Source organism: Lysinibacillus sp. FSL M8-0134, assembly GCF_038069745.1.
Taxonomy (GTDB): domain Bacteria; phylum Bacillota; class Bacilli; order Bacillales_A; family Planococcaceae; genus Lysinibacillus; species Lysinibacillus irui.
This window is the reverse complement of record NZ_JBBPAJ010000001.1, coordinates 1,684,283-1,710,185: the sequence shown is the minus strand read 5'-3', so window position 1 is coordinate 1,710,185 and position 25,903 is coordinate 1,684,283. Positions and strand designations below refer to the sequence as shown.

The 25,903-nt window shown below is 41.1% G+C and carries 23 protein-coding genes; 4 read left to right on the top strand and 19 right to left on the bottom strand.

The genetic code is table 11. The annotated features are described in order from the left end of the window. Positions 1-213: 213 nt before the first annotated feature. Both MKY49_RS08395 and MKY49_RS08390 read right to left on the bottom strand, forming a co-directional pair. Positions 214-1,602 (bottom strand): UDP-N-acetylmuramoyl-tripeptide--D-alanyl-D-alanine ligase, encoded by a 1,389-nt coding sequence (locus MKY49_RS08395; protein ID WP_341385951.1) that lies wholly within the window; start codon positions 1,600-1,602, stop codon positions 214-216. Between the two features lie 146 nt (positions 1,603-1,748). Continuing rightward, positions 1,749-3,143, bottom strand: coding sequence for a UDP-N-acetylmuramoyl-tripeptide--D-alanyl-D-alanine ligase (locus tag MKY49_RS08390; RefSeq protein WP_341385950.1), 1,395 nt, complete (start codon positions 3,141-3,143; stop codon positions 1,749-1,751). A gap of 140 nt (positions 3,144-3,283) precedes the next feature. Here MKY49_RS08390 and MKY49_RS08385 point away from each other — a divergent pair, with 140 nt between their 5' ends. Continuing rightward, positions 3,284-4,495, top strand: coding sequence for an ATP-grasp domain-containing protein (locus MKY49_RS08385; protein WP_274796670.1), 1,212 nt, complete (start codon positions 3,284-3,286; stop codon positions 4,493-4,495). Between the two features lie 69 nt (positions 4,496-4,564). Here MKY49_RS08385 and MKY49_RS08380 read toward each other — a convergent pair whose 3' ends face one another. From MKY49_RS08380 to MKY49_RS08350, 7 genes are all read right to left on the bottom strand, one after another. Further along, entirely contained in the window at positions 4,565-6,757 is a 2,193-nt protein-coding gene (locus tag MKY49_RS08380) for a YheC/YheD family protein (protein WP_274796669.1), read from the bottom strand. Between the two features lie 78 nt (positions 6,758-6,835). Beyond that, the gene (locus MKY49_RS08375; protein ID WP_274796668.1) at positions 6,836-7,267 is read right to left on the bottom strand and encodes a hypothetical protein; all 432 of its coding nucleotides are present in this window, start codon (positions 7,265-7,267) and stop codon (positions 6,836-6,838) included. A gap of 150 nt (positions 7,268-7,417) precedes the next feature. After that, the gene (locus MKY49_RS08370; protein WP_322606233.1) at positions 7,418-8,077 is read right to left on the bottom strand and encodes an HAD family hydrolase; all 660 of its coding nucleotides are present in this window, start codon (positions 8,075-8,077) and stop codon (positions 7,418-7,420) included. 924 nt (positions 8,078-9,001) lie between these two features. Beyond that, a complete protein-coding gene (locus MKY49_RS08365; RefSeq protein ID WP_341385949.1) occupies positions 9,002-9,385 on the bottom strand; it encodes a DMT family transporter in 384 nt (127 codons plus the stop codon). Positions 9,386-9,398: 13 nt separating this feature from the next. Beyond that, positions 9,399-9,722, bottom strand: a complete 324-nt coding sequence (locus MKY49_RS08360) for a DMT family transporter (RefSeq protein ID WP_322606235.1) — start codon at positions 9,720-9,722, stop codon at positions 9,399-9,401. A gap of 480 nt (positions 9,723-10,202) precedes the next feature. Further along, positions 10,203-12,002, bottom strand: a complete 1,800-nt coding sequence (locus MKY49_RS08355; RefSeq protein ID WP_341385947.1) for a DUF2201 family putative metallopeptidase — start codon at positions 12,000-12,002, stop codon at positions 10,203-10,205. Between the two features lie 3 nt (positions 12,003-12,005). Then, entirely contained in the window at positions 12,006-13,064 is a 1,059-nt protein-coding gene (locus MKY49_RS08350; RefSeq protein ID WP_322606237.1) for a MoxR family ATPase, read from the bottom strand. 236 nt (positions 13,065-13,300) lie between these two features. Here MKY49_RS08350 and MKY49_RS08345 point away from each other — a divergent pair, with 236 nt between their 5' ends. Then, positions 13,301-14,083, top strand: coding sequence for a glucosaminidase domain-containing protein (locus MKY49_RS08345; protein WP_274796661.1), 783 nt, complete (start codon positions 13,301-13,303; stop codon positions 14,081-14,083). Positions 14,084-14,187: 104 nt separating this feature from the next. Continuing rightward, positions 14,188-14,613: a hypothetical protein gene (locus MKY49_RS08340; RefSeq protein ID WP_341385946.1), complete on the top strand. Its 426-nt coding sequence runs from the start codon at positions 14,188-14,190 to the stop codon at positions 14,611-14,613. Positions 14,614-14,737: 124 nt separating this feature from the next. Here the strand turns inward: MKY49_RS08340 and MKY49_RS08335 are convergent, their stop codons facing one another. The 8 genes from MKY49_RS08335 to MKY49_RS08300 form a co-directional block, all read right to left on the bottom strand. Next, a complete protein-coding gene (locus tag MKY49_RS08335; protein ID WP_312507024.1) occupies positions 14,738-15,568 on the bottom strand; it encodes a C40 family peptidase in 831 nt (276 codons plus the stop codon). Continuing rightward, positions 15,568-16,350 carry a serine hydrolase gene (locus MKY49_RS08330; RefSeq protein ID WP_341385945.1) on the bottom strand — a complete coding sequence of 261 codons (783 nt, stop codon included), beginning with the start codon at positions 16,348-16,350 and terminating at the stop codon, positions 15,568-15,570. Before MKY49_RS08330 ends, MKY49_RS08335 begins: the two co-directional genes overlap by 1 nt. Before the next feature lie 7 nt (positions 16,351-16,357). Next, on the bottom strand, positions 16,358-17,290 hold the full coding sequence (locus tag MKY49_RS08325) for a S66 peptidase family protein (protein ID WP_341385944.1): 933 nt from the start codon (positions 17,288-17,290) through the stop codon (positions 16,358-16,360). Further along, positions 17,287-18,234, bottom strand: a complete 948-nt coding sequence (locus MKY49_RS08320; RefSeq protein WP_341385943.1) for an ATP-binding cassette domain-containing protein — start codon at positions 18,232-18,234, stop codon at positions 17,287-17,289. Before MKY49_RS08320 ends, MKY49_RS08325 begins: the two co-directional genes overlap by 4 nt. Continuing rightward, the gene (locus MKY49_RS08315; RefSeq protein WP_284702028.1) at positions 18,227-19,300 is read right to left on the bottom strand and encodes an ABC transporter ATP-binding protein; all 1,074 of its coding nucleotides are present in this window, start codon (positions 19,298-19,300) and stop codon (positions 18,227-18,229) included. The genes MKY49_RS08320 and MKY49_RS08315 overlap by 8 nt, the downstream gene beginning before the upstream one ends. Continuing rightward, positions 19,293-20,267, bottom strand: coding sequence for an ABC transporter permease (locus MKY49_RS08310; RefSeq protein ID WP_274796654.1), 975 nt, complete (start codon positions 20,265-20,267; stop codon positions 19,293-19,295). The genes MKY49_RS08315 and MKY49_RS08310 overlap by 8 nt, the downstream gene beginning before the upstream one ends. Beyond that, positions 20,267-21,211, bottom strand: coding sequence for an ABC transporter permease (locus MKY49_RS08305; protein ID WP_274796653.1), 945 nt, complete (start codon positions 21,209-21,211; stop codon positions 20,267-20,269). Before MKY49_RS08305 ends, MKY49_RS08310 begins: the two co-directional genes overlap by 1 nt. An 83-nt stretch (positions 21,212-21,294) precedes the next feature. Continuing rightward, positions 21,295-23,124 (bottom strand): peptide ABC transporter substrate-binding protein, encoded by a 1,830-nt coding sequence (locus MKY49_RS08300; protein ID WP_445928401.1) that lies wholly within the window; start codon positions 23,122-23,124, stop codon positions 21,295-21,297. Positions 23,125-23,498: 374 nt separating this feature from the next. On the opposite strand from MKY49_RS08300, the gene MKY49_RS08295 reads away from it, so the two are divergent. Beyond that, positions 23,499-24,089, top strand: a complete 591-nt coding sequence (locus MKY49_RS08295) for a hypothetical protein (protein ID WP_341385941.1) — start codon at positions 23,499-23,501, stop codon at positions 24,087-24,089. A 55-nt stretch (positions 24,090-24,144) separates the two neighbouring features. On the opposite strand, the gene MKY49_RS08290 is transcribed toward MKY49_RS08295, so the two are convergent. Both MKY49_RS08290 and MKY49_RS08285 read right to left on the bottom strand, forming a co-directional pair. Further along, positions 24,145-24,939, bottom strand: a complete 795-nt coding sequence (locus MKY49_RS08290) for a M55 family metallopeptidase (RefSeq protein WP_274796650.1) — start codon at positions 24,937-24,939, stop codon at positions 24,145-24,147. Continuing rightward, positions 24,936-25,637: a M15 family metallopeptidase gene (locus MKY49_RS08285; RefSeq protein WP_341385940.1), complete on the bottom strand. Its 702-nt coding sequence runs from the start codon at positions 25,635-25,637 to the stop codon at positions 24,936-24,938. The genes MKY49_RS08290 and MKY49_RS08285 overlap by 4 nt, the downstream gene beginning before the upstream one ends. Between the last annotated feature and the right edge of the window lie 266 nt (positions 25,638-25,903).

The window sequence follows — 25,903 nt, the reverse complement described above, 5'->3', positions numbered from 1 at the left end:
TAGTACACTTATTCAAAAATCTCAGCTTGAAAAAGTTGATTTAGTATTCTTCTCTACCAATAGAAATCACACAAACGGGGATCTATTTAGGGAGTAATCAATATATTAGTATGACAACGACATGGGCACAAAAGAATTTTGTAACAGCTCGACGCGTTTTAAAATAAGTAAGATAATTGGGTGTCTCATTTAATTTTGAGACACCCTTTTGCTCTATAAAGAGTTTTTAAGTGTATTGGCAAATTCAATCATGGATCTACTCGACATCGGCCCTTTTATTAAGACAATCGTGTCCGCATCAAGCTTTGGTTTCAATAGTTCTAAAACGCCTGCTACCTCTTTAAACGTATGAACTTCTGCGTTGGTTCCATCTTTTTGAGCCTGGTCGGCAATTTTCTCTGCCCTTTTGCCGATGGTAATTAATGTATCAATCTTTCTCTCAGCAACCATCGAGCCAATTTCTCGATGATATTTTTCCTCAAAATTACCCAATCTCTTAATATCACCTAAAATAAGAATAACCTTTTTCTCTTTTCCTACTGTATCTAATACTTTTACGGCTGCCTCTACTGATGTTGGATTATTGGTCCATGTATCATCGATAATCGTACTATCTCCTAGTCCTGTCGTAAATTCTAAATGTCTTGCCATTGGTTTAAAATTCCTTAATCCTGAAATAGCCTGACGAATGGTCAGCCCCATTTCATGACAGGCGGCAATTGCGGCTAACGCATTGTAAACTTGGTGTTCCCCATAGCCAGGGACAAATACGTTATACTTTGTCTCTGCAAATTCAAGTACAAATTTCATACCTGTATTGGCAAATTGTATTTTCGAAGCCTTGTAATCCGCCGAATCCTGTAAACCAAATTTAATAATCTTCCCTTTAAATCGTTTCAAAGAAATTGTTTTAATGTTATCATCATCCGCATTGATGATTAACGTGCCATCTTCTTTAATTCCCTCTACAATTTCAGCCTTGGCCTTAATATAACCTTCAAGGTTGAGACAGCCGTCTAAATGATGTACACCAATATTCGTAATAATACCGATTGTTGGCTGATAGATCATACACTGATGTTTAATATTCCCTGTGTTGCCTAAGCCTAATTCAAATATAGCCGCTTGTGTTTTCTCTTCAATACCCGTCAAATAGGGTAATGATTGTCTCGGCTCATTTTTACTGCTGACGGATGCTTGCACTTGCCAATGCTTACTCGCGATATGCTTTAACATCTCTTTTGTTGTTGTTTTACCACAGGTTCCTGTCAAAGCAACAACCGGAATGTCAAACAGACTCCGATAATATTCGATAAAAGTCCAATAGGCCTGCGTAACGCTTTTGACTTGTAAAACGGTTGTATTGTCTAAGGCGTTTTTTAACTCAGTAGACGGCTTATCGGATATGATGAGGGACGGACCTTTTCGATCAATCTCTTGCCAGTTAATTTGATCACTTCGACTTACAAACAGAAGCGTATGACTTTTCGTTAAATCATGCCGATTATAGTAGATTGCATGCTGAACAGACCATTGATCTGATCCATGAATGAGCTTTCCCTGTAGTACATTCCTAAGTTTTTGCACACTAATCGGTTGCAAGTGTACTACGCCTCCTCTCTTTATCAATCTTATAGATGATTTGTTCCTTCTCTTGATTCAGAGTGTTGTTTTCTGATCAATTACTATACCTTATTAGCGCTTCTTTCTATGTGGCACAGTCAATATCCTATATTGTCAGAAGCAAGTTAATCTGCGGGTGGTGTAGGTTTAATCTTTAGCTCCGTTGCTAGTTTTGACACCTGTTTACTATACATATCACCTTTTATGAGAACAATCGTATTCTCATCCACAATCCCCTGCAATAACGGATAAACGAGCGTGCTATTTTTAAATGAATAAACAGGCTTGCTAAACCCTAGCATTACTGCATAATCCGCCATAATCTTGGCATGCTCCCCAATAGTTATCAAAACATCCACACCAATACGATGGATTAATTCACCCGCTTGCTCGTGAATAACATAGCCCCATGAACCTAAATCCGTAATCGTCCCTATCACAGCAATTTTCTTCTTGCCATCCCCTAGCTCATTTAATACTTTTAAAGCAGCCTCTAAGGAGGTGGTTGTAATACTCCAAGTATCATCCAATAACATCGAATGATTGATGCCCTCAAAGAGCTGGAGTTGTTTTTTCAATTGGCGGAATGACTGAAGTTGTTTTGCTGCAACTGGAATAGGTACCCCCATGTCATAGACTGCAGCGATGGCAGCAAGGGCATTATAAACCTGATGTTCACCAAATCCTGGTACAAGAATGTCATAGCTTTGTCTGTCATGCTGAAGAACAAATTTCATGCCCTTTTGATAATACTGAATATGACTCGCTCGAAAATCACAGGATTCATGCTTTCCCACCTTTATCAAGCGCCCACTAAATCTAGAAACATCTAGTTTTTTTGTATTGATATCCTCCGCATTAATAATTAACGTACCTTTAGGATGAATAATGTCTAGCATTTCTCCCTTTGCTTGAATATAGCCCTCTAATGTTTTGCAATAATTTAAATGATGGGCTCCGATATTAGTAATAATCCCGATCGTCGGTTTGAAGTATTTCCCAGCATTTGTAACATCACCTGGTGAGCCAACAGCCGTTTCAAATACGGCTGCCTCTGTATCTTCCTCAATACTTAGTAAATATTGCAATGATGCCGTTCTTGAATTACTGCTCAATGTAGTAGCGGTCACTTTATGCTCTGCTGAAAGAATATGTTTAATCATCTCTTTTGTTGTTGTTTTCCCCGAAGTTCCTGTAATCGCTACAATGGGGATCTGGAACTGATTGCGATAAAAATCGACAAACTTCCAATAGGCCTCATTTGCATTCGCTACCTGTATCATATTAACTTGGTTTGGAATGTCATTTGGCCGATAAGCTCTATCGGTCACTAGCACTAGAGGAGAAAATGGCTCAAGATTTTTCCAATTGACAATGCGTTTACTAGTAAAAAGGGCTGTATTAGGTTTTTTTACTTGTTTTAATCGATAAGCACCATGCTGAATCAGTAAATCCTCTGACCCTTGCACTATATAGCCTGTCGTAATCATTGCTAAATTTTTCACCGAAAGAGGCTTCATATCTTTTCTCCCTCCTTTCTTTTCTAGTATATGTAACCTCCTAAAAGTTGCTTGGATGAAGTCAAGATACATAACTAGGAGAAATCTATTTCGTTGCATATATATAAAGGTGATTAAGTATCTAAGTACCAATAGAAGGAGTGATATACCTGAAAGCAATTGTATTTATCGGTACAAACAAATCCGGGTCTAGCCGTGAAGCGACGAGAGCAGCAGAAAAATTAGGCTACTTCACAGTACTTTTTACTAATAATGAAAAACAACTTCAGCAGCGACGAGCCTACCCTGACATTCATAAAATGATACTCATTGATACTTTGAATATTGAAAGAATGAAAGAGGAAATTGATAAACTAGGGAAAACCGGATTAGACATTAAAAGTATCGTTAGTTTTGTGGATCCATTTGTCCATGTTGCCTCTATGCTATGTGATGAATTTTGTCATAACTACACCTCCTCCTCCGCAATTGAAATCATGGAGGATAAAGAAAAAACGAGAAATTATTTAAAAGACCAGCCATACTCACCAAAGTTTTCGCTCATGAAACCCAATGAACCTATTGCTAACAATTGGACTTTTCCATTAATCGTGAAATCACCAAAATCAACAGGTTCAAAAGATGTACTATTAGCAACGGATGCTGATCAACTTAATAACCACCTCAAATCATTACGTAGTAAAAACCCCTATGAATCGATCATGATTGAAGAGTATTTGGAGGGCCCTCAATACTTAGTGGAGGCTGTTGTGTATCAACGGCAGCCACATGTGATTGGCATAATTGAGCAGGAAATTACCCAAGGGAAACGCTTTATCATTACAGGCTATGGTGTATTGGTGAAAGCGCCTCAAGACATTCGCGCGGGAATCGAGGAAGTACTCCACTCCATTGTAAAGGCCTTTGATTTAGAAAATGGGGCGCTCCATTTAGAGCTTCGATTAACCCAAAACGGTTGGAAACTCATCGAAATAAATCCGCGAATATCTGGGGGCGCTATGAACAATATGCTCCAGGCTGCTCTTGGCTTTAGTTTAGTAGAAGAAACACTGAAACTATTGCTTGGTCAACAGCCTAATTTTCAGCCAAGGCATAAAAAATTTGTCTATACAAAATATGTCATTGTAGAAAGTAAAGGGGTTTTAGAGAAGGTGATTGGTAAGGCGAGAGCATCCAGATCCACAGGCGTCGTAGAAGTATATGTGAAACCTAGAAAAGGAACGCTCCTAACGCCACCTTTATCAATGGGTCACCGCTATGCCTATGTTATTGCACAAGGAGCCACATTGAAGGAAGCTAGAAATCATGCTATCAACGCAGCAAAGGAAATCAAATTTATATTGAGAGTTTGAAAAAAATATCCCGAATAATTGCCGCTTGCAGTGGACAGTTACTCGGGTTTTTTTATTTTTATTAATGGTTTATTCTTCTCTAAATGTTTGATCTAAAAATTTCACGGTTTCAAACATATTCGTTTTACTAGCACCTTTCACGAGAATGGTATCATGAGGCTTAATGAGCTTTTCTAGGAGGGCATGTAATTGGTCCTTATTAATAAAATGATGTACCCTGGATGGGTCCATGCCCTTGGCGATGGCGGCATTGCTCATTTCATCTGTCCTAAATCCATAGGTAATGAATTCATCAATGCCAACATCATATACATATTCCCCAACCTTTTTATATTCTTCTTCCCTTAAAACACCAAGCTCACGCATTTGCCCAATAATGGCTACCTTCCGATTTTTAGCAATATTGGTTAGCACATCAATCGCTGCACGAACCCCTTGTGGATGGGAGTGTACTGTGTCATCAATAACTGTAATATCATCGCGGCAGTTATAGATAGTTAAGCGTCTTGGTGGTTTTTTAAAGTTGAGTCCAGCCTGAATATCGAGTGCACTGAACCCTAAAAGATCAGCCACTGCAACTGCATTCAGAGCATTGTAAACATGATGTTCTCCTAAAATAGGAATATACATTTCTATCTCTTGACCATGTAGCTTCATTTTAAAGGACATGCCGATATCCTTATACTGTAAATCATAGGCACGATAGTCCGCTTCCTTTTTAATGCCCACCGTGATGATTTTCCCTTTAAATTGCTGTGTCTCTAAATACCTTGAATTATCATCATCCTGATTGACAATGAGTAAACCTTGTTGATCCATGCCATGAATCAATTCCGACTTCGCCTTCGCTACGCCTCTTACATCGCCATCAAAATTACCGACATGCGCTAAACCGATATTTGTAACAATACTAATATTCGGCTGGATTATGCTACAGTGGTTCGTAATAATACCAGGGTAGGCCATACCATATTCTAATACGACTGCCTGGTGTGAATCATTGATTTCTTCCTTATGCTTTTTCGTATGCTCTGTCGTATTCCAATAATCCTTCGACTCAAAAACATTCCATTTTTTCGATAAAATCGACCCAACAAATGCCTTTGTCGTTGTTTTCCCAGCACTTCCGGTAATCGCAATAATCGGTATGCTTTTCTTTTCTGCAGGCTGCTGATTTTGTTGTTGAACGATCTCCTTCTGCAATTTTTTATGATTTTTCGCTAAATACATAGCATAACGAATAGAATGGATGACAACATCTAATTCCAAGTAAAAAGCAGGAGGACAGCCTGGTCGCCAATTGACCTCATACATCCAAATTTTTTGCTGCTGATCTAAACCTACGTCAATGCCAATTTCATCAATGACTTCCCCAAACTTCTCCATTTGTATCTCATCCAGATGATGGGCCAACGCTAATGAAAAATGCTCTAGCATTCGACGAATATTATAAGCTTCTTCCTTGAACTCCTGCTCCAAAAAAGGATCTAAGTAATTGGTAAAGCCACCATTATTAATATTCGGTATAATAGAGCCATTAGGCGCGATCCTTGGGTATACTGTCGTCACTACCCATTTACCTTCACCATTTTTTTGTACATGTAGCCGGAAATCATAGACTTGACCCGATTTAGTGATTGATTGAATATAGGGCTGCATAATAAAGGTGCCAGCCGCAAGCTGCTCCTTTAGTAATGCATCTAATTGAGGCTTTGAATAGGTTGTATTCGTACTATCCTTTCTCACATCAAAATGCTTTGTTCCTGCCTTCGTAATAAAATAGATACCTTTACCCTTGCGCCCATCAATTGGCTTAAACACAACCTTTTTATAATAATTGATAAACTTGTGAAATACATCGACATCCTTCACAATTTCTGATGGAATCAAATACTGTTCAAATTCCTTTGCTTCCTTCAATCGCTTCATCACATTCCATTTATTCCCAATTGAATGAGTCGTAAATGGAATTTCTTCTTTTAAACGATCAATAATCTCTTTGGACACGGATAATTTCTCTGGACTCCCTGCATTATAGATCACATCTGGAAAGGGCATCGTTTTTTCATGCCATTGTCCATCCTCATAAACTTTAGCGCGAATGGAACGTTTGGCAAAATCAACACTTTTAGGTGTGAAGTAAAAAAACTGTGCCCCTTCTGCCTTTGCAACTGCTGCATAGGCATACGACTTGAGGACTGTCGTTGGATCAAGTCGATGATGCAGCATACCAATAATCGTCATAGCTAAACTTCCTTTCATTAGAGTCTCTCTCTATTACATTCACTTTCTATCCCTTACATCGAGACAGATGCTCTAGCTTAGTAGTATAATCTGGCGCTACCATTTAGGCTCAATGATAAATTTCCCTTTCAGCATGTCTGGCTTTAATAGCTGAATCGCAGAAATGCCACTAAGTTCAATGGATTTTTCCGTACTTGTTTTTTCTAACCTCACTACATCCGCCACGGAATTGGTATCATTGCCTTCATAATCGAAGGCACGTAACAACGACACGGTGCCACGACAACGCTCCTTATCGACTGCCTCAATACGAAAAAACTCCGTTTCAAACTGTTTCACTGTATCCATTAACCTTAAATGAGCGCCACTGTTTGTAATTAAAAAAAAGGGAATCGTATCACTCCCAACGATTTTGACAAGTAACTGACCGAAATATTTAGAATGAAAGTTCATCATAATATCCTGAAGATCCTTCAAATCACTTAAAGCTTCGCATAAAAAATGATTTCTTTTCTTCTCACTATTCAAATAATAGCCCCCTCCCTAGTCTGAATAAGTGTATATATCCATGTAAATTGCCCTCTCGTTATAATATGTAGCAATAAAAAATATGACGACTAATTCACAAAGAAACAAAAAAACCTCTCCCATTGAAATGGAGAGGCTGTTGTTATGAGATTAGGAGATGAAGACTGCTAGAAGATCTTGTAGATCATACTGTGCTATTGTCTCCAGGGTCTGATGTCCTGTACCAAAAGGTAATTGCTTAGTGATTGCGTTAGGAATGACTAATGTATACAGCCCCGCTGCTACTGCTGCTTGTGCGCCATTCGGTGAATCCTCAATTGCTATAGCCTCATTAGCCTTTATCCCTAACTGTTCAAGGGCCTGCAAGTAAAGCTCTGGATCCGGCTTAACATTGGTCACAGTGTCAGCAGTACAATAACAATCAAAAAAATCTCGAATACCAAGCGTATCAACATATTGATCGATCCACTGGCGGCTAGAGCTACTAGCTAACCCAATTTGTAAACCCGCTTCCCTTGCTTGCTGTAGCCAAGTTAAAATACCAGGTCTTACTGTTTCCTTGGCCATTAGCTGCGCATGGCTTTGTTGAATCGATGTTTGAAATGCCTCCACATCCAATTCAATGTGATGATGTGTGACAAGATATGTATAAGGATTAAACTCTTGAAGATTGGTCCCAAGGCATTTTGCATATGTTGCCAACGATAAGTCAACCCCATATTGGGCATAGGCATCTCTAAAAACAGTATACCACGCCGTTTCCGTATCAATAATTGTACCGTCAAAATCAAAAATAATGGCTTTAATCATCACATATCCCCCTATTCCGTATCTGTGTATCCTGCTTCTTGTGGTGCTATCCATTGATTCTGGCCAGCTATAATTCGATTTTCGATGGCTATTCATCTATCACACTAGATTCCTGCTTTTTTTGCGGGGCTATCCTTCGATTTCAGCCGGCTATCCGCAACTTTTCCATTCCTATCCGTCTACACGCTAGATTCCTGCTTTTTTGCGGGGCTATCCTTCGATTTCAGCCGGCTATCCGCCACTTTTCTATTCCTATCCACCGCTTTTGGACGGCTATCCACCACTTTTCCATCTCTATCCGTCTACACGCTAGATTCCTGCTTTTTTGCGGGGCTATCCTTCGATTTCAGCCGGCTATCCGCCACTTTTCTATTCCTATCCACCGCTTTTGGACGGCTATCCATCACTTTTCCATTCCTATCCGTCTACACGCTAGATTCCTGCTTTTTTGCGGGGTTATCCTTCGATTTCAGCCGGCTATCCGCCACTTTTCCATTCCTATCCACCGCTTTTGGACGGCTATCCATCACTTTTCCATTCCTATCCGTCTACACGCTAGATTCCTGCTTTTTTGCGGCGCTATCCTTCGATTTCAGTCGGCTATCCGCCACCTTTCTATTCCTATCCACCGCTTTTGGACGGCTATCCATCACTTTTCTATCGCTATCCGTCTACACGCTAGATTCCTGCTAGTTTGCGGGGCTATCCTTCGATTTCAGCCGGCTATCCGCCACTTTTCCATTCCTATCCACCGCTTTTGGACGGCTATCCATCACTTTTCCATTCCTATCCGTCTACACGCTAGATTCCTGCTAGTTTGCGGCGCTATCCTTCGATTTCAGCCGGCTATCCGCCACTTTTCTATTCCTATCCACCGCTTTTGGACGGCTATCCGCCACTTTTCCATTTCTAACCGTCTACACGCTAGATTCCTGCTTTTTTTGCGGGGCTATCCTTCGATTTCAGCCGGCTATCCGCCACGTCTTCCCTTTTATCCCCTTGATTTAACAAGATAACCCCTCCAATAATTAGAGCAATGCCAATCGCAGAGTAGAGATTAAAAATATCGTTCCAAATTATAATGCCGACCATGACGGTTAAAGCTGTGCCAACTCCAGACCAGATGGCGTAGGCTAAGCTTAATGGCATTGTTTTTAAGCATAAGGATAGGCTATAAAATGATATCCCATAGCCAAGTGCCACCGCTAATGATGGGACCAGCACAGTGAAACCATCAGAAAGCTTGAGCATCGTTGTGGCAAAGACCTCACTTATGATTGAGAGTGTTAAAAATAAATAGCCTTTCATTCTATGGTGCCTCCTAATGACCGCCTGCAAGATTGAGTACTACGACACCCATAATAATACAGAGAATCCCTAGCACCTTCTTGCGATTGAATATTTCCTTATAAAGGACAACCCCCACAATAGCTGTTAAGGCTGTCCCTAAACCGGCCCATATCGCATAGGCCGTACCAATTGGAATGACTTTTAATGTTAAGGCTAAACAATAAAATGCCGTTCCATAGCCCACCACCACACCGATCGATGGCCAAATCCGAGTGAAACCCTCCGTGCGCTTTAGCATGGAGCTTGCAAAAACCTCTGCTATAATAGCGAGTAATAAAAAAATAAAAGCCAACATTGTTAAAAATCCCTTCTTCGTTGCTATGGTTCCTCTTCCTCTACATACTCCAGTCTATCTCCTAGCTGACAGTTCAACTACTCATACAGAATTGCATTGAAAGTAGAAAAACGTACGGCACTTACCTTGCCCGTACGAACACAATCGCTATGTATAGTGTAGCAGTAAATAAACATTTCACGAATCTTTTTAGATTTTCTTGGCTAGCTGATCGGACAACAATAATGTCACACCTTCACCTTCAGAATGAATGGAAGCCGTGCACTGCCCTTAGTCAAGTACTGATTCACTTCCTGTTCTGTAACGACCCTACCCCGTACAAATTGAATCGTCATTAGCATGTTCGTACAAATAGTAAGAAGCCCCTTAATCAATAATTAAAATTCTTTACTATATAATTTGTTCCATGCCAGCAGTCCCTTCCTTTATTATTAAATAATAAAACCCTCTAATGCTAGAGAGTTCTACTTTTTATGAACATTATTTCATTCTAAATACCTCACCTTTTGGTACAAATGGTAACTTAGCTCCTTGGGGTAGCACGTAGGCATGTTCTCTTTTAATCGTTAAACGGTCGCAATGTCCATCCGTAATAATAAGGATAGGGCCATTTTTAGGGAAATCGGATGCTTCTTCCAGTAAGCGGACCCCAGGTTGTAACACTGTGCCTCCTCTGCCCCGTATTTTTACTTTTGTTAATAGCTCTTCTGGTGCCATATAGCCTGCATCATAGGCAATGGCATCACAAAAGATGACACGTACAAGTGGAACTTCTCTTGCAATACTATAGCTTGCTATTGTCCCGAGTGCTTTGCCAAGTAAGGCACGATCCATAGAGCCAGAAGTATCGATAATAACTCCGAATGTACGCCCATCTTCCTCCCCACTTTGGTGAAACCATCTTGGTCTTGCAATATCAGGTGTTGATGCTTGCCTTCTACTGGGGCGTGCATAGGTTCTGACCTTCTCTAATGGTTGAAACATGCGATCAAACCATTTTGCTAATTCCACGTCCCAGGCAATAGGCGGCTGTGACAGACTTCGAATTTCCTCGATTAGTCCTTGTGGCAAGTACCCCCTATCTTGCGCCATATGATAGCTTAGCCCTTGACTCAATGCTCTTCTATAAAATGCGTCCAAATCAACGCCTACTTTTCCTTCCCAAAAGTCTGGCGGTTTCGTTTCTATAATATCCACCATTCCTTGCCCCCGAAAGGTTCTTAATTTACGATACAACCTCATATCCGTAACAATACGATCATAAATAGCTTCTGCAGATAACCCTTTTAATGCAGGGTCATATAGTCCACCAAATGCTGGCATCTCCCCTATTTTCATGTCGATTAACCAGCCATTTATGACATAATCGCAAGCAACATTCCAGAGATAGGGATCACGCCCTTGTCTCCGTGTAGTATGACTTAATCCAGCATGAAGCAATTCGTGTGCTATTAAAAATCGCATTTCTTCATCTGTCATCCCCATCGCCGTATTTAGGTAAATCTCCTTTGTTTCAACCGAGATGGCTGCTATCGAGATGTCCATCCTTGTACAAACAAGTGGATCTTCGATAATCGTAAAATCGGCAGCTAATGCGCCAAATAATGGATAGGAGCTCATAAACCAAGCTTTTGCCCGTTGTGCTTGTGTCAAATTCGTCGAGCCTGCGAGTGTGTTGTCTATACCTCCCGCTACACGAATGGCGCTTTGCACAGCTTTAGCTAATCCCTCTGCAAATAATTCGCCATAGTTGCGATAGCCGCTAAACATGTACTGTGTTTTATTTTGTGAAATTAGAAAATCCATTTGTCCTGGCATTGTGCTATAGCCTTTAAAATGAGCAGGTACACCCTCTCGTAGAAATCGATCATACAATTTTTCCTCAGAGGTAAAGGCTTCAACAAGTTGTTCATTCATTTCTTTTGGTGCTTGACCAAATTTGAGTTCTGCTAAAAATTTCGTGATATAACAGTCACAAGCAATATTCCATAGATCCTGCTGCTCTTTTTTGGGTTGGTGATGCTGTAAGCCAAGGTGTAATAAGCAATGGGCAATGACATAGGCCCATTCATTTGGCTGCCCTTTTTTATCTTGATTGACGTAGATTACCCCTGTACTCGACACATAAGCCCAATCTTTTTGTGCCATATTTTCATATTGCATGTAAACGGCATTACATAACACTTCAAATAATGGATGGGTGGCGACCATTTCATGTCCTCGAGCGATTGATGTCTCATTTTTATGCTCCTGCTTTGATGTTTTCTTTTTTTTAGCCATAATTTATCCATCCTTCTTAGCTACTAAACGTGGTAAATCTCTAATCACTTCAAGCATAAACCAGGCTGGTAAGGCTTCACCCTTTTGCTCAGACACGACCATTTGTGCAATTTCTAAGCTAATCGAAGCTAAATCCTTGATCAAATCCTTGGCACGGAATGCTAATTGTTGTTGATTTCCCTTCAAAGTCGTATGCTCGCTCGGTAGCTCTTTGATTAGTTGCGCGCGGAAGGACTGCGCCATGAAATAGAGTAAGTCTCTTTCATCAGGTCGATCTGGCCAGCGTAATTCACCATTGATGATTTTGGCTAAATCATATTTGCTTTGCACTTGTTTAATAAAGGCTTTAAATTGACTTGCAATATGCGAAGATAGGCAGCTACTCGCTAAAATATCGATAGCTTGTTCATCTAGACTGTTACCATAGGCATACAGGCAATCACTTAGCATATGCCAAGACCTTGGAGTGGAAAAGGGTTCTTCAGTTTTTGGTGGTTCACTCCATAAATGATCGGGACGCATTTGAACATACTCAATCACATATGGGTGTATTTCATGTTCATAGGCCCATTCGAGCCAATCTTTATGAGAGGCTCTAAGTTGAACATGGACCATACGATTAATTAATGCCGAGGACATCGGCTTCACGATCGCACTATCCTGCGCTCTATTCCCTGCTCCAATCACAATCGTGCCCTCTGGTAATAGAAATTCCCCAATTCTTCTTTCATGTATAAGACTATAAAAAGCTTTTTGTACCTCCTGTGAGCAAGCATTTAATTCATCTAAAAATAAGCAATAGGGTTCATCTCGAGCAATCATTTTTGGTGGACAGAACACACTGTAGCCATCCTTTATTTGTGGAACCCCGATGATATCCTCGGGTGCTAGCTGACTGCCTAATAAAGACACACATGGCATTCCTAATTCACTCGCAAAGCTTTCTACGATTGCCGACTTCCCAATGCCAGGTGCTCCCCAAATAAATACTGGTCGTATAGGCGCTACATTTAAAAGAAAATCATATAGTTGTTTTTGTGTCACAGAAAAAATAGTATTCAATCAAAACTTCCTTTCAAGCTGGTCATTGTTTTACAAATAATACTACCATTTTCTATTACATTATGCTTGTCTCTACCAATCTATTATGTCATGCGGGAAGATAAAAAATGAGGAACTAATTATGTTGAGGGACGTTCTATTAATGATGGAATCTATTAATCAAGACATCTCTTTATTTCTCTTTCACTCTCTGTAATAATGAGAGATAGCTAAACTTTGATAGAAGGGAGGGAGATGTGGTCACGACCAACATCAAGCATACGATGAAATATATGCTTAATTTTTTAAAAGGACTCATGATTACCGTTGTCGTTATTTGTATTTCGTTTTATATGGTGACACAGTTATTTAATACGACTGAAAGAGAAGAGCCTGTTGTCGATGATCGTCCAAGTGTGGAGGAGTTTATTGGAGAGATCGCTGAAACAGCACGAGATCTTGGTGCTGAAAATGACCTATATGCTTCCGTCATGATTGCACAAGCGATTCTAGAAAGTGAGCATGGACAAAGTGGACTTGGCTCTGCTCCAAACTATAATCTATTCGGGATGAAAGGCAGCTACCAAAATAATTCCGTAACTCTTGAAACAACAGAGGATGATGGTTCAGGTAATCTATCCACAATCATGGCTGCCTTCCGCAAATACCCTTCCTATGAGGCATCGATGCAGGATTATGTCAAATTAATGCGTAATGGGGTTTCGTGGAACAAAGATTTCTATGCGGGCGTTTTTAAAAGCAACACAACTGCCTATACAGATGCAACGAAGTTTTTAACAGGCTCTTATGCTACCGATTCGTCATACAATGAAAAATTAAATACACTTATCGCAAAATATGATCTACAACAATATGATAGCCCTGTCAAAGATAAGAAAACCATTACCGTAGCTGACGGGGACTCGTTGATGAAGATTGCAGAGGTTTATAATGTGAAAGTAACCTCTATTAAACAATGGAATCAGCTTCGAACAGACCGCCTTGAAGCAGGTCAACAATTAAATATTTATCATTATTAACTCAAGACCTCCATCTCGCCTGCGGGTGTATGGAGGTTTTCTTGTTGGCAACCAAATCTTATTCACCACGTCTAAATGTAAAATGACGAAAGGGTTTGAATCCAATGAAGCGCATGCAGCTAGTCAGTCTAATCATCGTCAATCTTGTACTATTGCCAATCATTCAGCTAAGCTACAATCAATTTTATGCCGTAGATATACCCGAAGGCATGTTTCAACTTTGGCTGTTTCCACTACTAATATTATTGATAAATGTTCTACTATGGAGCTGTCGTCTTCGTATAACATCCTATATTCATTGGACCTTTATCTATGTAGGAGCAGGTACTTCCTTAGCCTGTTATTTTGTTTGGCACTACAGTCAACTAATCCCCTATCCACACATGCCCCCAGGTGAGGCGACCTTTGAATTATACATGAGAACGTTTTTACTCGGACTATGGCAGCTAGTCGCTTTATTTCTTGTCAATGTCCTGACATTCATTATGAGCAAAATATCGATGTCCTTAAAAAATGTACCTAAAATTTAATGATGTATTATACGATGAAGACTCGTGTCTTTTCTGTCCTTCCCCCCTCCTAGAACTCTAATCGGTGATTGACTGTTGACCATGCTTCTTCCGACACTATCATTTCACCCAATAAAAGAGAAGCCTAGTTACACAGCTTCTCCTGAAATAATGAACCTACCTCTAAAATGGTCGTAGCTAGATCATGCCGATAGAGAGGGTGATTTTCTTCTAAACTATTAATTGACACTTCATTCCCTCCAATTGAAGAATGAACATAAAGTTGATCCCCCATATATAAAGCAATATGACCTGGAAAATAAATTAAGTCGCCCTTTTGCATTTGGTCTCTAGCTATTTTCACAATCGAAAAGCCCTCTACAATTTTGGCATCTCGATAGATCGTCACACCATTTAGCAAATAAGCCATCGAGCACAAACCAGAGCAATCAATCCCCAATGGTGATTTGCCACCCCAACGATAAGGTGCTCCTAAATAACTTAACGCAGTTGCCACCACATTCTCTCGAAATTGCTGCTCGGAAACCGAACGTTCTGTCATTTTTGCCTGTAGCCATTTTGTGCGAACATAGCCCCTTTGCCCTGTCACTAACTGTACAGCTGACCATTCTTCCGGTAAATTTTCTTCTGACACAACACAGATGGAAGAGCCTCTTACAAGTGTTACTAGTTTCGAACTTTGAATACGTGGTTGCTGTAATACATCCGCAAAACTTTGAAAAATGATATGCTGTGCTTCCCTTTCCCACTTAGAGACTAGTACTTCGTCTACTAGTAAGTCTGCCTTCTGACAATAGCCTTCATAGCGATAGGCCGTTTGGATATATACCCAACCTTCATTGACATCCCTGATCCTCTTTACTGTCATCCCATAAAGCACTTCATCGACAACTTCAGACGTTGAAGTTGGCATAGCGTGTAAACTAGCAATCATTGCTGTTACGATAGCCTTCATTACATTCCCTCCTTCCGCTCCACTAGCTCTTCATAAACAACCTTTGATAGACGACCAATTAATTGGCGTGCCTGCTCATTATTCGTCACATTGGTGATAAAAACACCGATACTATAATCGATAGCACTACTATAAACAATCCCCACATCATGATCGACGGTATCAAGTCCTCCTGTTTTATGTGCAAGTTTGATATCATCCACGAGATAGCGCCTTAAGGACTCGTGTATACGCTGCCGACTTAAAATATCAATGACCAATTTACTGTATGCGGGGGACAACACATCTTGCTGGTAAATACGTGTAAAGAGATGAGCCATATCCCGAGCTGACGTGCAATTGTCTATGCCCTTTGCGAGGCGCTCAACATCCATCATTTTACGCTGTAGCAAGGTGTCCTGTAGACCCAACCTGTGGAAATATTCATTTAAAAAATCCATTCCTACTACATCAATTAGGACGTTCGTGGCTGTATTGTCACTAGTAATAATCATCCATACAAGCAGCTCATATACAGTGCTTTGCGTCAGACGTTGTTCGCTCACTACACTGAAATCCACCCAATCGTTCGGCGCAATGGAAAGCGTAGAATCAAGCTCAAGATGGTTGTCCTCCATAGACGATAAGAAAGCTAGAAGAATAGGAACTTTTATTAAACTAGCACTTGAAAATGAATGCTCAAGCTGATGACCAATTAGAAATTGATTGGTTGCTAGATTTTTTACAAATAGATGTACCTCATAAGGTGATGCTTGAATCATCTCGTGAATCTTTCGTTCCATAGGACACCTACCTCATAACCTGGACTCGTTGATTGTCCGCATCCATTGTAATCGTTCTTCCTAAAGGTAACGACATCGTTGGTAAACAATGGCCACAAGCTATATCGGCCAGAATAGGTTTACCTACTGGCACAAGTATTTCCTCGAAAATCATTTGTAATGATAAACTATGGTCAGGCTTTTCAGGATTTTCAGGTCCGCACTCTGTCCAGGCTCCCAATAAAATGCCTGCCACGTCATCTAGTTTCCCTGCTAGCTGTATTTGGGTTAGCATGCGATCAACTCGTTGCTCCGTTTCATCAATATCTTCTAAGAACAGAATTTTACCTCTTGTATCTATTTCATAAGGTGTACCGAGTGAGGCAGTGACTAATGTTAGGTTTCCACCGATAAGCTGACCTGAAGCTTTTCCAGCAACGAGCGTGGTCATTGGTTGCGCTGCAGGGTTTGCTAAGTAGAACTCATTTGGTTCATTGTCCATTACTTGTTGCATAAAGGATTGCCATGTAAAGTCATCCATTTCTTGTCGAATAAATTCAGTCGAGGGCATCGGCGTATGATAGGTGACAAAGCCACATAGCTGATTAAACGCTATATGTAAGGCTGTCACATCACTATAGCCTGCAAATACTTTAGGATTTGCCCTAATCATGTCAAAATCCAATTGGGATAAAATTTTCGTGGCCCCATATCCCCCACGTATACAAAAAATACCGTCAATCGTTGGATCACTAAACATTCGATGGACATCTGCCGCACGTAAATCATCAGTACCTGCTAAATAACCGTGCCTCGCATGACAGGTCTCTCCAACGACAACCTTTAGTCCAAGCTTTTCAATACTGGCAATAGCTGGCTGCAGCTTTTCTGGTGGTGTGGCCCCTGAAGCACTTATAAGACCAATTGTGTCACCCTTTTTCAATGCTTTCGGACGAATCATTTCGTTCCCTCCATTTTCAGTAAAATGCGATAATCAGCTAGCTCCTCTTCATTAGCCAAGATAAAATGGCCATCCTCAATTTCAATGAAGGAGGGGGGATGCTGATCATAACGATGCTGTGACGGGTCATAGACCTCCACTACTTTCTCTCGTTCCTTATATGGATTGGGCTCCGGGACGGCTGATAGCAAGGCCCTCGTATAAGGATGAAGCGGATGAGCAAAAAGCTTTTCCGTTTCCGCTAGCTCGACAATTTTCCCTTTGTAAATCACCGCTGTACGATCCGTAATAAAACGGACAATCGATAAATCATGGGCAATAAATAAATAGGTTAAATGATTTTGCTGTTGCAGACGTGCTAATAAATTTAATACTTGCGCTCGAATGGAGACATCTAAGGCAGATATTGGCTCATCTGCAATGATAAACTCAGGCTCCATCACTAACGCACGAGCAATACCGATACGTTGGCGTTGTCCTCCTGAAAACTCATGTGGAAAGCGGCTTGAGAACTCTGGCAGTAACCCTACATTCAATAATGCATCGCGCACTTTTTGCTGCCGTTCTGCCTCATCTTTATATTTTTTTGAAGGATATAACCCCTCTGAAACAATATAATCTACCTTTGCTCGTTCATTCAGAGATGCCATGGGGTCCTGGAAAATCATTTGGATTTTTTGCGTAATTTCTCTATCCCATTCTTTAGGGATTTTTCCTTGAATACTTTTGCCATGATACAAAATCTGTCCCTCTGTCACCTCATTGATGCGCATAATTGCCCGACCAATAGTTGTTTTCCCTGAGCCTGATTCACCTACAATGCCAAAGGTTTCACCTTTAAAAATTTGAAAGCTGACATCATCAATGGCTGTAAATTTATTTTTCCCTTTACCAAAAACAACTTTCAAATTTTTTACCTCTACTAGCACTTCTTTCTCAATCATTAGCATACTGCCTCCCCTCTGCAAAAAATGCTTGTAAGGCTGCAGGGGGCTCTACCTTTGGGGCCAATGGGTCCAACAACCATGTTCGCGCATAATGAGTGTCACTGATCTGGAAAAAAGGAGGCCGCTCCAGAAAGTCAATTTTTAAGGCATATGGATTGCGTGGCGCAAAGGCATCACCTTTTATTTCTTGAAAAAGGTTGGGGGGCGTGCCCTTAATGGAATACAATTGTTCCCCCTTGGAGCCAAGCTGAGGTAAGGAGGAAATGAGCGCCCATGTATATGGATGCCTGCTATGAAAGAAAATTTCATGGGTCTCCCCAACCTCAATGACATCGCCCGCATACATCACCGCAATACGGTCAGCAACCTTCGCCACAACCCCTAAATCATGTGTAATATAGACGATTGTTAAGCCATACTTTTGCTGAAGATTCTTTAAGAGCTGTAAAATTTGTGCCTGAATCGTTACATCTAAAGCCGTCGTAGGCTCATCACATATTAAAATATTGGGCTTACAGGCAATCGCGATGGCAATAACAATACGTTGGCGCATCCCTCCAGAAAATTCGTGCGGATATTGCTTGTAGCGTTTTTTTACATCATTGATTCCTACATCCGTAAGAAGTTTTAATGTTTCCTCATACGCTTCCTTGCCCCTTAAGCCTTGATGGAGGACGACACATTCCTCAATTTGTTTGCCAATAGTTTTGAGCGGATTCAACGATGTCATCGGGTCCTGTGTGACCATCGCAATTTCCTTTCCTCGAATACGTAGCCATTCTTGCTCTGTCGTAAACTGGCCTAAATCCTGTGCATTGTAAATGATTCTTCCCTGCTTAATGCTACCGTTTTTGTCAAGCAAGCCCATAATAGATTTCATTAGCACGGACTTTCCTGACCCTGACTCCCCCACGATAGCTAAGCTTTCTCCCTTGTAAAGATCGAGGGAAATATCCCGAATAGCTGTTAATACACGACCACGTAATGTAAACTGAATCACTAAATTTTGGATAACTAAAATGCGCGATTTTTTCGAGGTCACTTGCTTCATCTCCTTACACATGGTTTTTTGGATCGGCTGCATCTGCAAAGGAATTACCAATAATATAAAATGCGATAGTAATGACACTTAACACAATACTCGGGAAAATAAGCTGATAGCGTAAATCTGGTGACATCATAAGTACGCGCCCTTCATTGATTAAATTTCCTAAGGAAGGCTCACTAATTGGTAGCCCCAGCCCAATATACGTTAAAAATACTTCGGCCCCTATCGCAAAAGGAATTGCTAGACTCATGCGTAACATAATGACAGAAATTAAATAGGGTAATAGATTTTTAAGGATAATCCGATAATCCGGTGTGCCCAAACATTTAGAGGCAAGGTTGTATTCGCGATCTCGTAAAATCACAATTTGATTGCGAATAAATCTAGCCATTTCCACCCACCCCGTTATACACATGGCGATAATGATAGTCGAAATACTTGGCCGTAATATATAAGACATTAAAATAAGGACAATCGTTGTAGGAATATTATCCACAACATTATAAAGCTGTGTAATTGGTGCTTCTAATTTCCTTGAAAAGCCCCACAGCGTACCGATTGTAATCCCCACTACTGCCTCCACTAAAGCCACAACACAGCCGATAAAGAGGGATGTCCGTGTGCCCGCCCAAATACGTGACCATAAATCCTGTCCTATGGAATTTGTGCCGAACCAAAATTCTGCATTCGGGGCTATATTACGTGCCTGCATCCCTGTTTGCTCATCTAGGTATATTTCAGTCGGTGATTTTTGCGCTGGTAAATAGGGCTGGAGAATGGTAAAGCCGACAATAATGAGCACACCGACTAATAAAAAGACAGCCAGTCGATTTTTCAAAAAGGATTGCCATGTAGAGCGCCAATAAGAGTAATTTGAATAACCAGTTTCCTCTGCTTGACGTGCATCAACTTCCGCAAAGTCAAACAAGGTTTCACGGGATTTATTCGAAATATTATTGATTTCATTTGAATACATGCCCATTAACGCACTCCCCCTCCCTTGCCTAATTTAATGCGTGGATCAACAAGGGCCATGGCAATATCCCCTAATATAAGGCCAATAATGCCAAGAGAAGAGAATACTAGCACTAGACCTTGCACAATCGTATTGTCCTGTCGCTGAATGGCATCCACGAGTAAGCCTCCCATTCCTGGAATGGAATAAAGCGATTCGATATAAATAGAGCCGGTAATTGTAAACAATATCGTGGCAGGTAAATATTGTGCCATCGGAATAAAGGCATTACGTAACACATGCTTAAACATTAATGTACGCTCCTTTACACCCTTCGCCCTCGCTAGCTTAATATAGTCCTTGTTCAGTTCATCCACCATGTAGCGTCGCATCCACATCGCATAGGAGGCTGTTGGTGCTAGTGCCATTGATGTTAGTGGAAGTATCCATGTAATCGGCCTGTACTCATCAAACAACATCGGTAACTGGAAAAGTTCTGTAATATACATTTGAATAACCAAGTAATACACGGCTGCTGGGACAGCAACGACAAAAACGATATAGCCTGTCCCAAGCCGATCCAGCCAACGCCCCTTGCGATAGGCCATTAATATCCCTAATGGCACCCCAATCAGTAGCGATAAAGCCACTGCGCCTAAGCCAAAGAGCAGAGAATACGAAATTTTATCACCAATAATCGTAACGACTGGGACATCCGTGCGATAAGTGACCGATTTTCCTAAATCCCCTTGCAACAAATTCTTATAAAAGTTCCCTAGCTGAACTAGCAATGGATCACGCAAGCCAAGATTTGTTAAGTAAACTTCTTGCTGTGCGGGTGACATTTTATCCGCTGCCGCTCCTAAATACCCTTCCTCTGGCATTAACCGTAATAAAGAAAAGACAATGGTGATGATAATAAAAAGGGTTAATACGGATTGTAAGAGTCGTTTTCCTATATACTGCAACATCGCGCCATCCTCCTTTGTCAAAAAGACTAAAGGAGATGCCGACTATACGCTTCGGTATCTCCTTGTTCATCTACAAAAAACATCTACTTTTCAGCATTGGCTAAAGCTTCAGCACGTTCTTGTTCCCACTGTGCAAGGGCTTTCTTAAATTCTTCATTGCTCATTGGTTTTTCCAGCACTTTTTGTCCTTTAAATTTCTCCGCTGTTACACCAAATGGTGAGTACTGAGCCTCAAACGGATTTAATTTGGAAGCCACATAGCCACTACCACCTACTGAGTATGGAATGACAAAAGCTTCTTCAATTAAAAATGCCTCTGCCTTGGCAAATAGCTCATAACGTTTGGCTGTATCAATCGTTTCTTTCGCCTGATCCACGAGATTTTGATAAGTCGTTTTGCCATTAGCCTCTTTATAACCTTCTGCTAATTCAGGTTTATTGTAAGTACCATCAACTGTGAATGGATCTGTATACGTAGATGGATCTGCATAATCAGGGCCCCAGTTTGCTTCTAACAGCGCAAACTTACCTGGACGACGCACCTCTGATAAGAAGCCTGTCGATGGACCAGCCTCTACGATAATGTCGATATAATCTGTCCCTAGTAATTTTTCCATTTGCTGCTCGACTACTTGAGAACGATTCGCCCAATCTGGAATTCCAGCATTATAAGGCATTAATACTTTGACAGGGAAAGTCGCTTTACCCGCCAAGGCTGTTTTCGCTTTTTCTTTGTACTCAAGTGCAAGCTCCTTGTTGAAGGAATCCTCATTGGAAATCGCCGTTAGTGGCGCTAACTGTGTATAATCCACCCCTTCAACATCAACAAAATTCTTCGGCGTAATGGTATTGCTTAGCAAATCTGCCGGATTATAAGGCTCAACTGTTAACATGGCAGACACACGATCAAGGGCATGGAATAATGATTTTCGGAATTCTTTATTGTTGACGGCGACCTTCCAGTTATCTGGTTCATATTGTGCGTCAAATTGTGGATTGAAGTTGAGAGCATAGAAGTAGGTATAGAAGTTATTTTGTGTTTGACGAACCTGTGATTTTTTCTTATCGTCTTTAAACCATTCGTCAATAATTGAAGTTGGTATACTTGCTGAATCGATTTCTCCACGTAAAAATAGCTCTGGCGCTACCGTTGCCGCTTCTTTATTGTATTTATAGCGGATGCGGTCAATTAATACGTTGTCTTTATCCCAATACGTCTCATTTTTAACAAGGACCCGCTCATTTTGCGGCTCAAATTTATCTAAAATATAGGCGCCGTTATAAAGGAAGTTTTCACGCGTTGTACCAAAATCCTCCCCTTTTTCCGCAATGAATTGGCCATTTACCGGGAAGAAACAAACATAGTTCAACATAGAAAGGAAATAAGGTGTTGGTGCCTCTAAAGTATATTCTACTGTATGTTCATCTAGCGCCTTTATGCCAACTTCCTTAAAGTCAGTCATCTCACCGTTATAGAATGCTTCCCCATTTTTTACTACTGTCGCAATCCACGCAGTTGATGATTCATTTTTCGCATCCAGGACATAGTGTAAGCCATCCACAAAATCCTGCGCTACGACATCTGCATATTCCTTGCCCTCATAAGTAACCCATTTAGCATCATCTCGCAATTTGAACGTCCACACGGTAGCATCCTCATTCGCAGACCACTCTTTGGCTAGCCCTGGCTGGACAACCCCGTATTGATCATATTCAATGAGCCCATCCACCATATTCGCTGCCACCGCAAACTCATTTGTTTCAGACGTCTTTAAATAATTTAACGTTTTAATTTCCCCTGAATACACAACACGATATTCCGATGCTTTCTCACTTGATGATTCGTCATTACAAGCTACACAAAACAATACAACCAGACATATCAACAACAACCAATACTTCCTCACAAGCATCCCCCTAGTCATCTTTTTATAATGAAAATCCTATTGCCAGGACGGATTGTACCTTTCAATAGGATCATTCAAACATAAAGCTAGGTCCCTCTTAATTGACCCTCTATCGATGAAACAGCCAACGACACCATGTCGTTTGCCTCGGCTTGATTTGAGATATATGACACAATGGCAACAGCGTGTCCTACATGGATAAATTTTCGAGCAGCTCCTACCATTGAATGGAATGGATCAGGTTTGACATACGTTCGAGTCGGTTTCTTGCTTTTGTGAGCGAGGTCTTCGCTCGGTGGAGCGCTTCTCTCACTGATTGGAGCGGGGTCTTCGCTTGAGTGAGCGCTTCTCTCACTCTTATGAGCGGGGTCATCACCAAGATGAGCGCTTCTCTCACTTTTATGAGCGGAGTCATCACCTGGATGAGCGCTTCTCCCACTTTTATGAGCGGGGTCATCACCTGGATGAGCGCTTCTCTCACTTTTATGAGCGGAGTCATCACCTGGATGAGCGCTTCTCACCTTGCTATGAGCGGAGTCATCACCAAGATGAGCGCTTCTCTCACTTTTATGAGCGGGGTCATCACCTGGATGAGCGCTTCTCTCACTTTTATGAGCGGAGTCATCACCAAGATGAGCGCTTCTCACCTTGCTATGAGCGGAGTCATCACCAAGATGAGCGCTTCTCTCACTTTTATGAGCGGAGTCATCACCAAGATGAGCGCTTCTCACCTTGCTATGAGCGGAGTCATCACCAAGATGAGCGCTTTTCTCACTTTTTTGAGCGGAATCCTCACCAAGATGAGCGCTTCTCACCTTGCTATGAGCGGAGTCATCACCAAGATGAGCGCTTCTCCCACTTTTATGAGCGGGGTCCTCGCCAAGATGAGCGCTTCTCACCTTGCTATGAGCGGGTTCCTCACCAAAAGGAGCGCTTCTCTCACTTTTATGAGCGAATTCTTCGATAGGTAGCCCCACTATCGAGCGAACCCACTCACTCCTTCATCAACTCAAAGAAAAACTCTCTTCACGTTAAAAATTGCAATAGTCGTAGAACCTCATAGTAATCGTCGGTTATAAACTCCACCGTATTATGTGGCTTGAATGTGGCATTTGGATAGAAAGAATTGCGGTAGGCTCTTGTATGATCACGGTAAATAATGTCTACCACGAAGCGATCTGGCAACTTCACCTGCAAAGCAGTACGGGGCACCTTCATTGAAGATTCTACCAGTCTTTTCGTTTCCCTAATGGTTAGCTGTGGGCTGACACTAATCGTTGCATTTCCTACGCCTTCTTTTGTCGCAAACGTTACAATGTGGTCATTTAACGCCTGTATTTCTTCTGTGAGCCCCACGTCACCGCTAACGAAGGATACTGGAACACCGTGCAAGGCTGCTGCGTACGTATTGATTAAAAATTCACTTGCATATTCACCATTAATTTTGACATCGGCATATGTGCAAAGCGTATGGGCTAAGGGATTACGTTCACTTCCTCCTTTACTATGGTAGCCAATAAAAATAGCACGATCGAAGCTTTGATCAAGACCTGCTACCATGCACATAGGATCGTATGTCCAGCCACGGATGACTTTACAATTGATTGGCAAATTGGAAATATCCAGATTTCGAGCTGAATCATGTGCATCTTTTAATAAAATTTCTGTGGCCCCTCCTGCGATCGCACCTTCAATCGCTGCTTCTACCTCTCGCGTCATTTGTCTTTGGAAAAATTGATAATCTGGCGCATTTAACTCAGTTTCACTCCATGAGGTTGTGCCAGTAATGCCTTCAATATCTGCGCTAATATATACTTTCATAGAAATCGAAACTCCTTTACAGTATGATTTTGAATTGTTGCGTGTACTGCTCCGTAATAGGCTACTTGCGCTTGAACACGTCTGGCCCATGCCACATTGTGATAATCATAATGCCACCATTCCTCTGCATAATTGGTAAACCCTGCAAGCGTCATACAGTTATACAGTAAGCGCCGATGCCGACAGGCCAGAGGATTTTCTGCTGTATGCTGTTCAAAATACCGTGTAGCTGATTTTTCATTCATTTCATCAAAAGCTGTTCCAAGATCCAAAGCTTTCCCAGTTACATCAGCAAGCGTTACATCAATGGCACCTCCTGTTAAATGAGGTGCTAGATGAGCAGACTGTTCACTTGGAAAGGCTACATACCTTTTTGTTGCTTGCATGATCTCTTGAGAAGTCGCCTGCGGCATTTGTTGAGCTAATTGCCTCGAAAAATGACTAAACAAATAGTGTTGCACCTGAAAAGGACGATAGCCATCATAGAGTACTAGACTATATTCCTGTGGTAATAATGTTAACGCCTGCTGCAAACGCTCAAAAACCCCTTTACGTACATAAATTGTTCGTAAACTATCAGGGATTTGTTGCTGATAATAGATAGGCTCAATGAATAATCTCGGATGGGCAGCAGGGATCTGAATAAGCGGCTCATTGCTTTCACATACAGACGGCGTATTAGGATGGTTCCTTTCCATTACAGCTGCTATTGGTTGAAATAGTTTGACGATCCTGGAACACCACCCTTAGAATTTTTGGATAATTCAGTTTTTTAAAATGAATATTATCACAACTCTCTAGCATTGACTAGATAAAAAAAGAATAATTACAAAATAATGGTCATTCTCTGATAATGACACATATTCCAGCAGCATACCGTCGAAAAACCTCTATTTAAGGATTTTATTCAATGTATGGCTCACTCATGCTAAAAAAATGACGAATCCTCTGTTAGTGCACAAAA

Excerpts from the sequence above, each read along its gene's own strand:
- MKY49_RS08300 (WP_445928401.1), bottom strand. The coding sequence starts at position 23,124 with ATGCTTGTGAGGAAGTATTGGTTGTTGTTGATATGTCTGGTTGTATTG.
- MKY49_RS08290 (WP_274796650.1), bottom strand. The coding sequence starts at position 24,939 with ATGAAAGTATATATTAGCGCAGATATTGAAGGCATTACTGGCACAACC.
- MKY49_RS08315 (WP_284702028.1), bottom strand. The coding sequence starts at position 19,300 with ATGTGTAAGGAGATGAAGCAAGTGACCTCGAAAAAATCGCGCATTTTA.
- MKY49_RS08320 (WP_341385943.1), bottom strand. The coding sequence starts at position 18,234 with ATGATTGAGAAAGAAGTGCTAGTAGAGGTAAAAAATTTGAAAGTTGTT.
- MKY49_RS08380 (WP_274796669.1), bottom strand. The coding sequence starts at position 6,757 with ATGAAAGGAAGTTTAGCTATGACGATTATTGGTATGCTGCATCATCGA.
- MKY49_RS08355 (WP_341385947.1), bottom strand. The coding sequence starts at position 12,002 with ATGGCTAAAAAAAAGAAAACATCAAAGCAGGAGCATAAAAATGAGACA.
- MKY49_RS08305 (WP_274796653.1), bottom strand. The coding sequence starts at position 21,211 with ATGTTGCAGTATATAGGAAAACGACTCTTACAATCCGTATTAACCCTT.
- MKY49_RS08330 (WP_341385945.1), bottom strand. The coding sequence starts at position 16,350 with ATGGAACGAAAGATTCACGAGATGATTCAAGCATCACCTTATGAGGTA.
- MKY49_RS08370 (WP_322606233.1), bottom strand. The coding sequence starts at position 8,077 with ATGATTAAAGCCATTATTTTTGATTTTGACGGTACAATTATTGATACG.
- MKY49_RS08390 (WP_341385950.1), bottom strand. The coding sequence starts at position 3,143 with ATGAAGCCTCTTTCGGTGAAAAATTTAGCAATGATTACGACAGGCTAT.
- MKY49_RS08365 (WP_341385949.1), bottom strand. The coding sequence starts at position 9,385 with ATGAAAGGCTATTTATTTTTAACACTCTCAATCATAAGTGAGGTCTTT.
- MKY49_RS08285 (WP_341385940.1), bottom strand. The coding sequence starts at position 25,637 with ATGGAAAGGAACCATCCTAATACGCCGTCTGTATGTGAAAGCAATGAG.
- MKY49_RS08295 (WP_341385941.1), top strand. The coding sequence starts at position 23,499 with ATGAGCGCTTCTCTCACTTTTATGAGCGGAGTCATCACCTGGATGAGC.
- MKY49_RS08340 (WP_341385946.1), top strand. The coding sequence starts at position 14,188 with ATGAAGCGCATGCAGCTAGTCAGTCTAATCATCGTCAATCTTGTACTA.
- MKY49_RS08325 (WP_341385944.1), bottom strand. The coding sequence starts at position 17,290 with ATGATTCGTCCGAAAGCATTGAAAAAGGGTGACACAATTGGTCTTATA.
- MKY49_RS08310 (WP_274796654.1), bottom strand. The coding sequence starts at position 20,267 with ATGGGCATGTATTCAAATGAAATCAATAATATTTCGAATAAATCCCGT.
- MKY49_RS08360 (WP_322606235.1), bottom strand. The coding sequence starts at position 9,722 with ATGTTGGCTTTTATTTTTTTATTACTCGCTATTATAGCAGAGGTTTTT.
- MKY49_RS08335 (WP_312507024.1), bottom strand. The coding sequence starts at position 15,568 with ATGAAGGCTATCGTAACAGCAATGATTGCTAGTTTACACGCTATGCCA.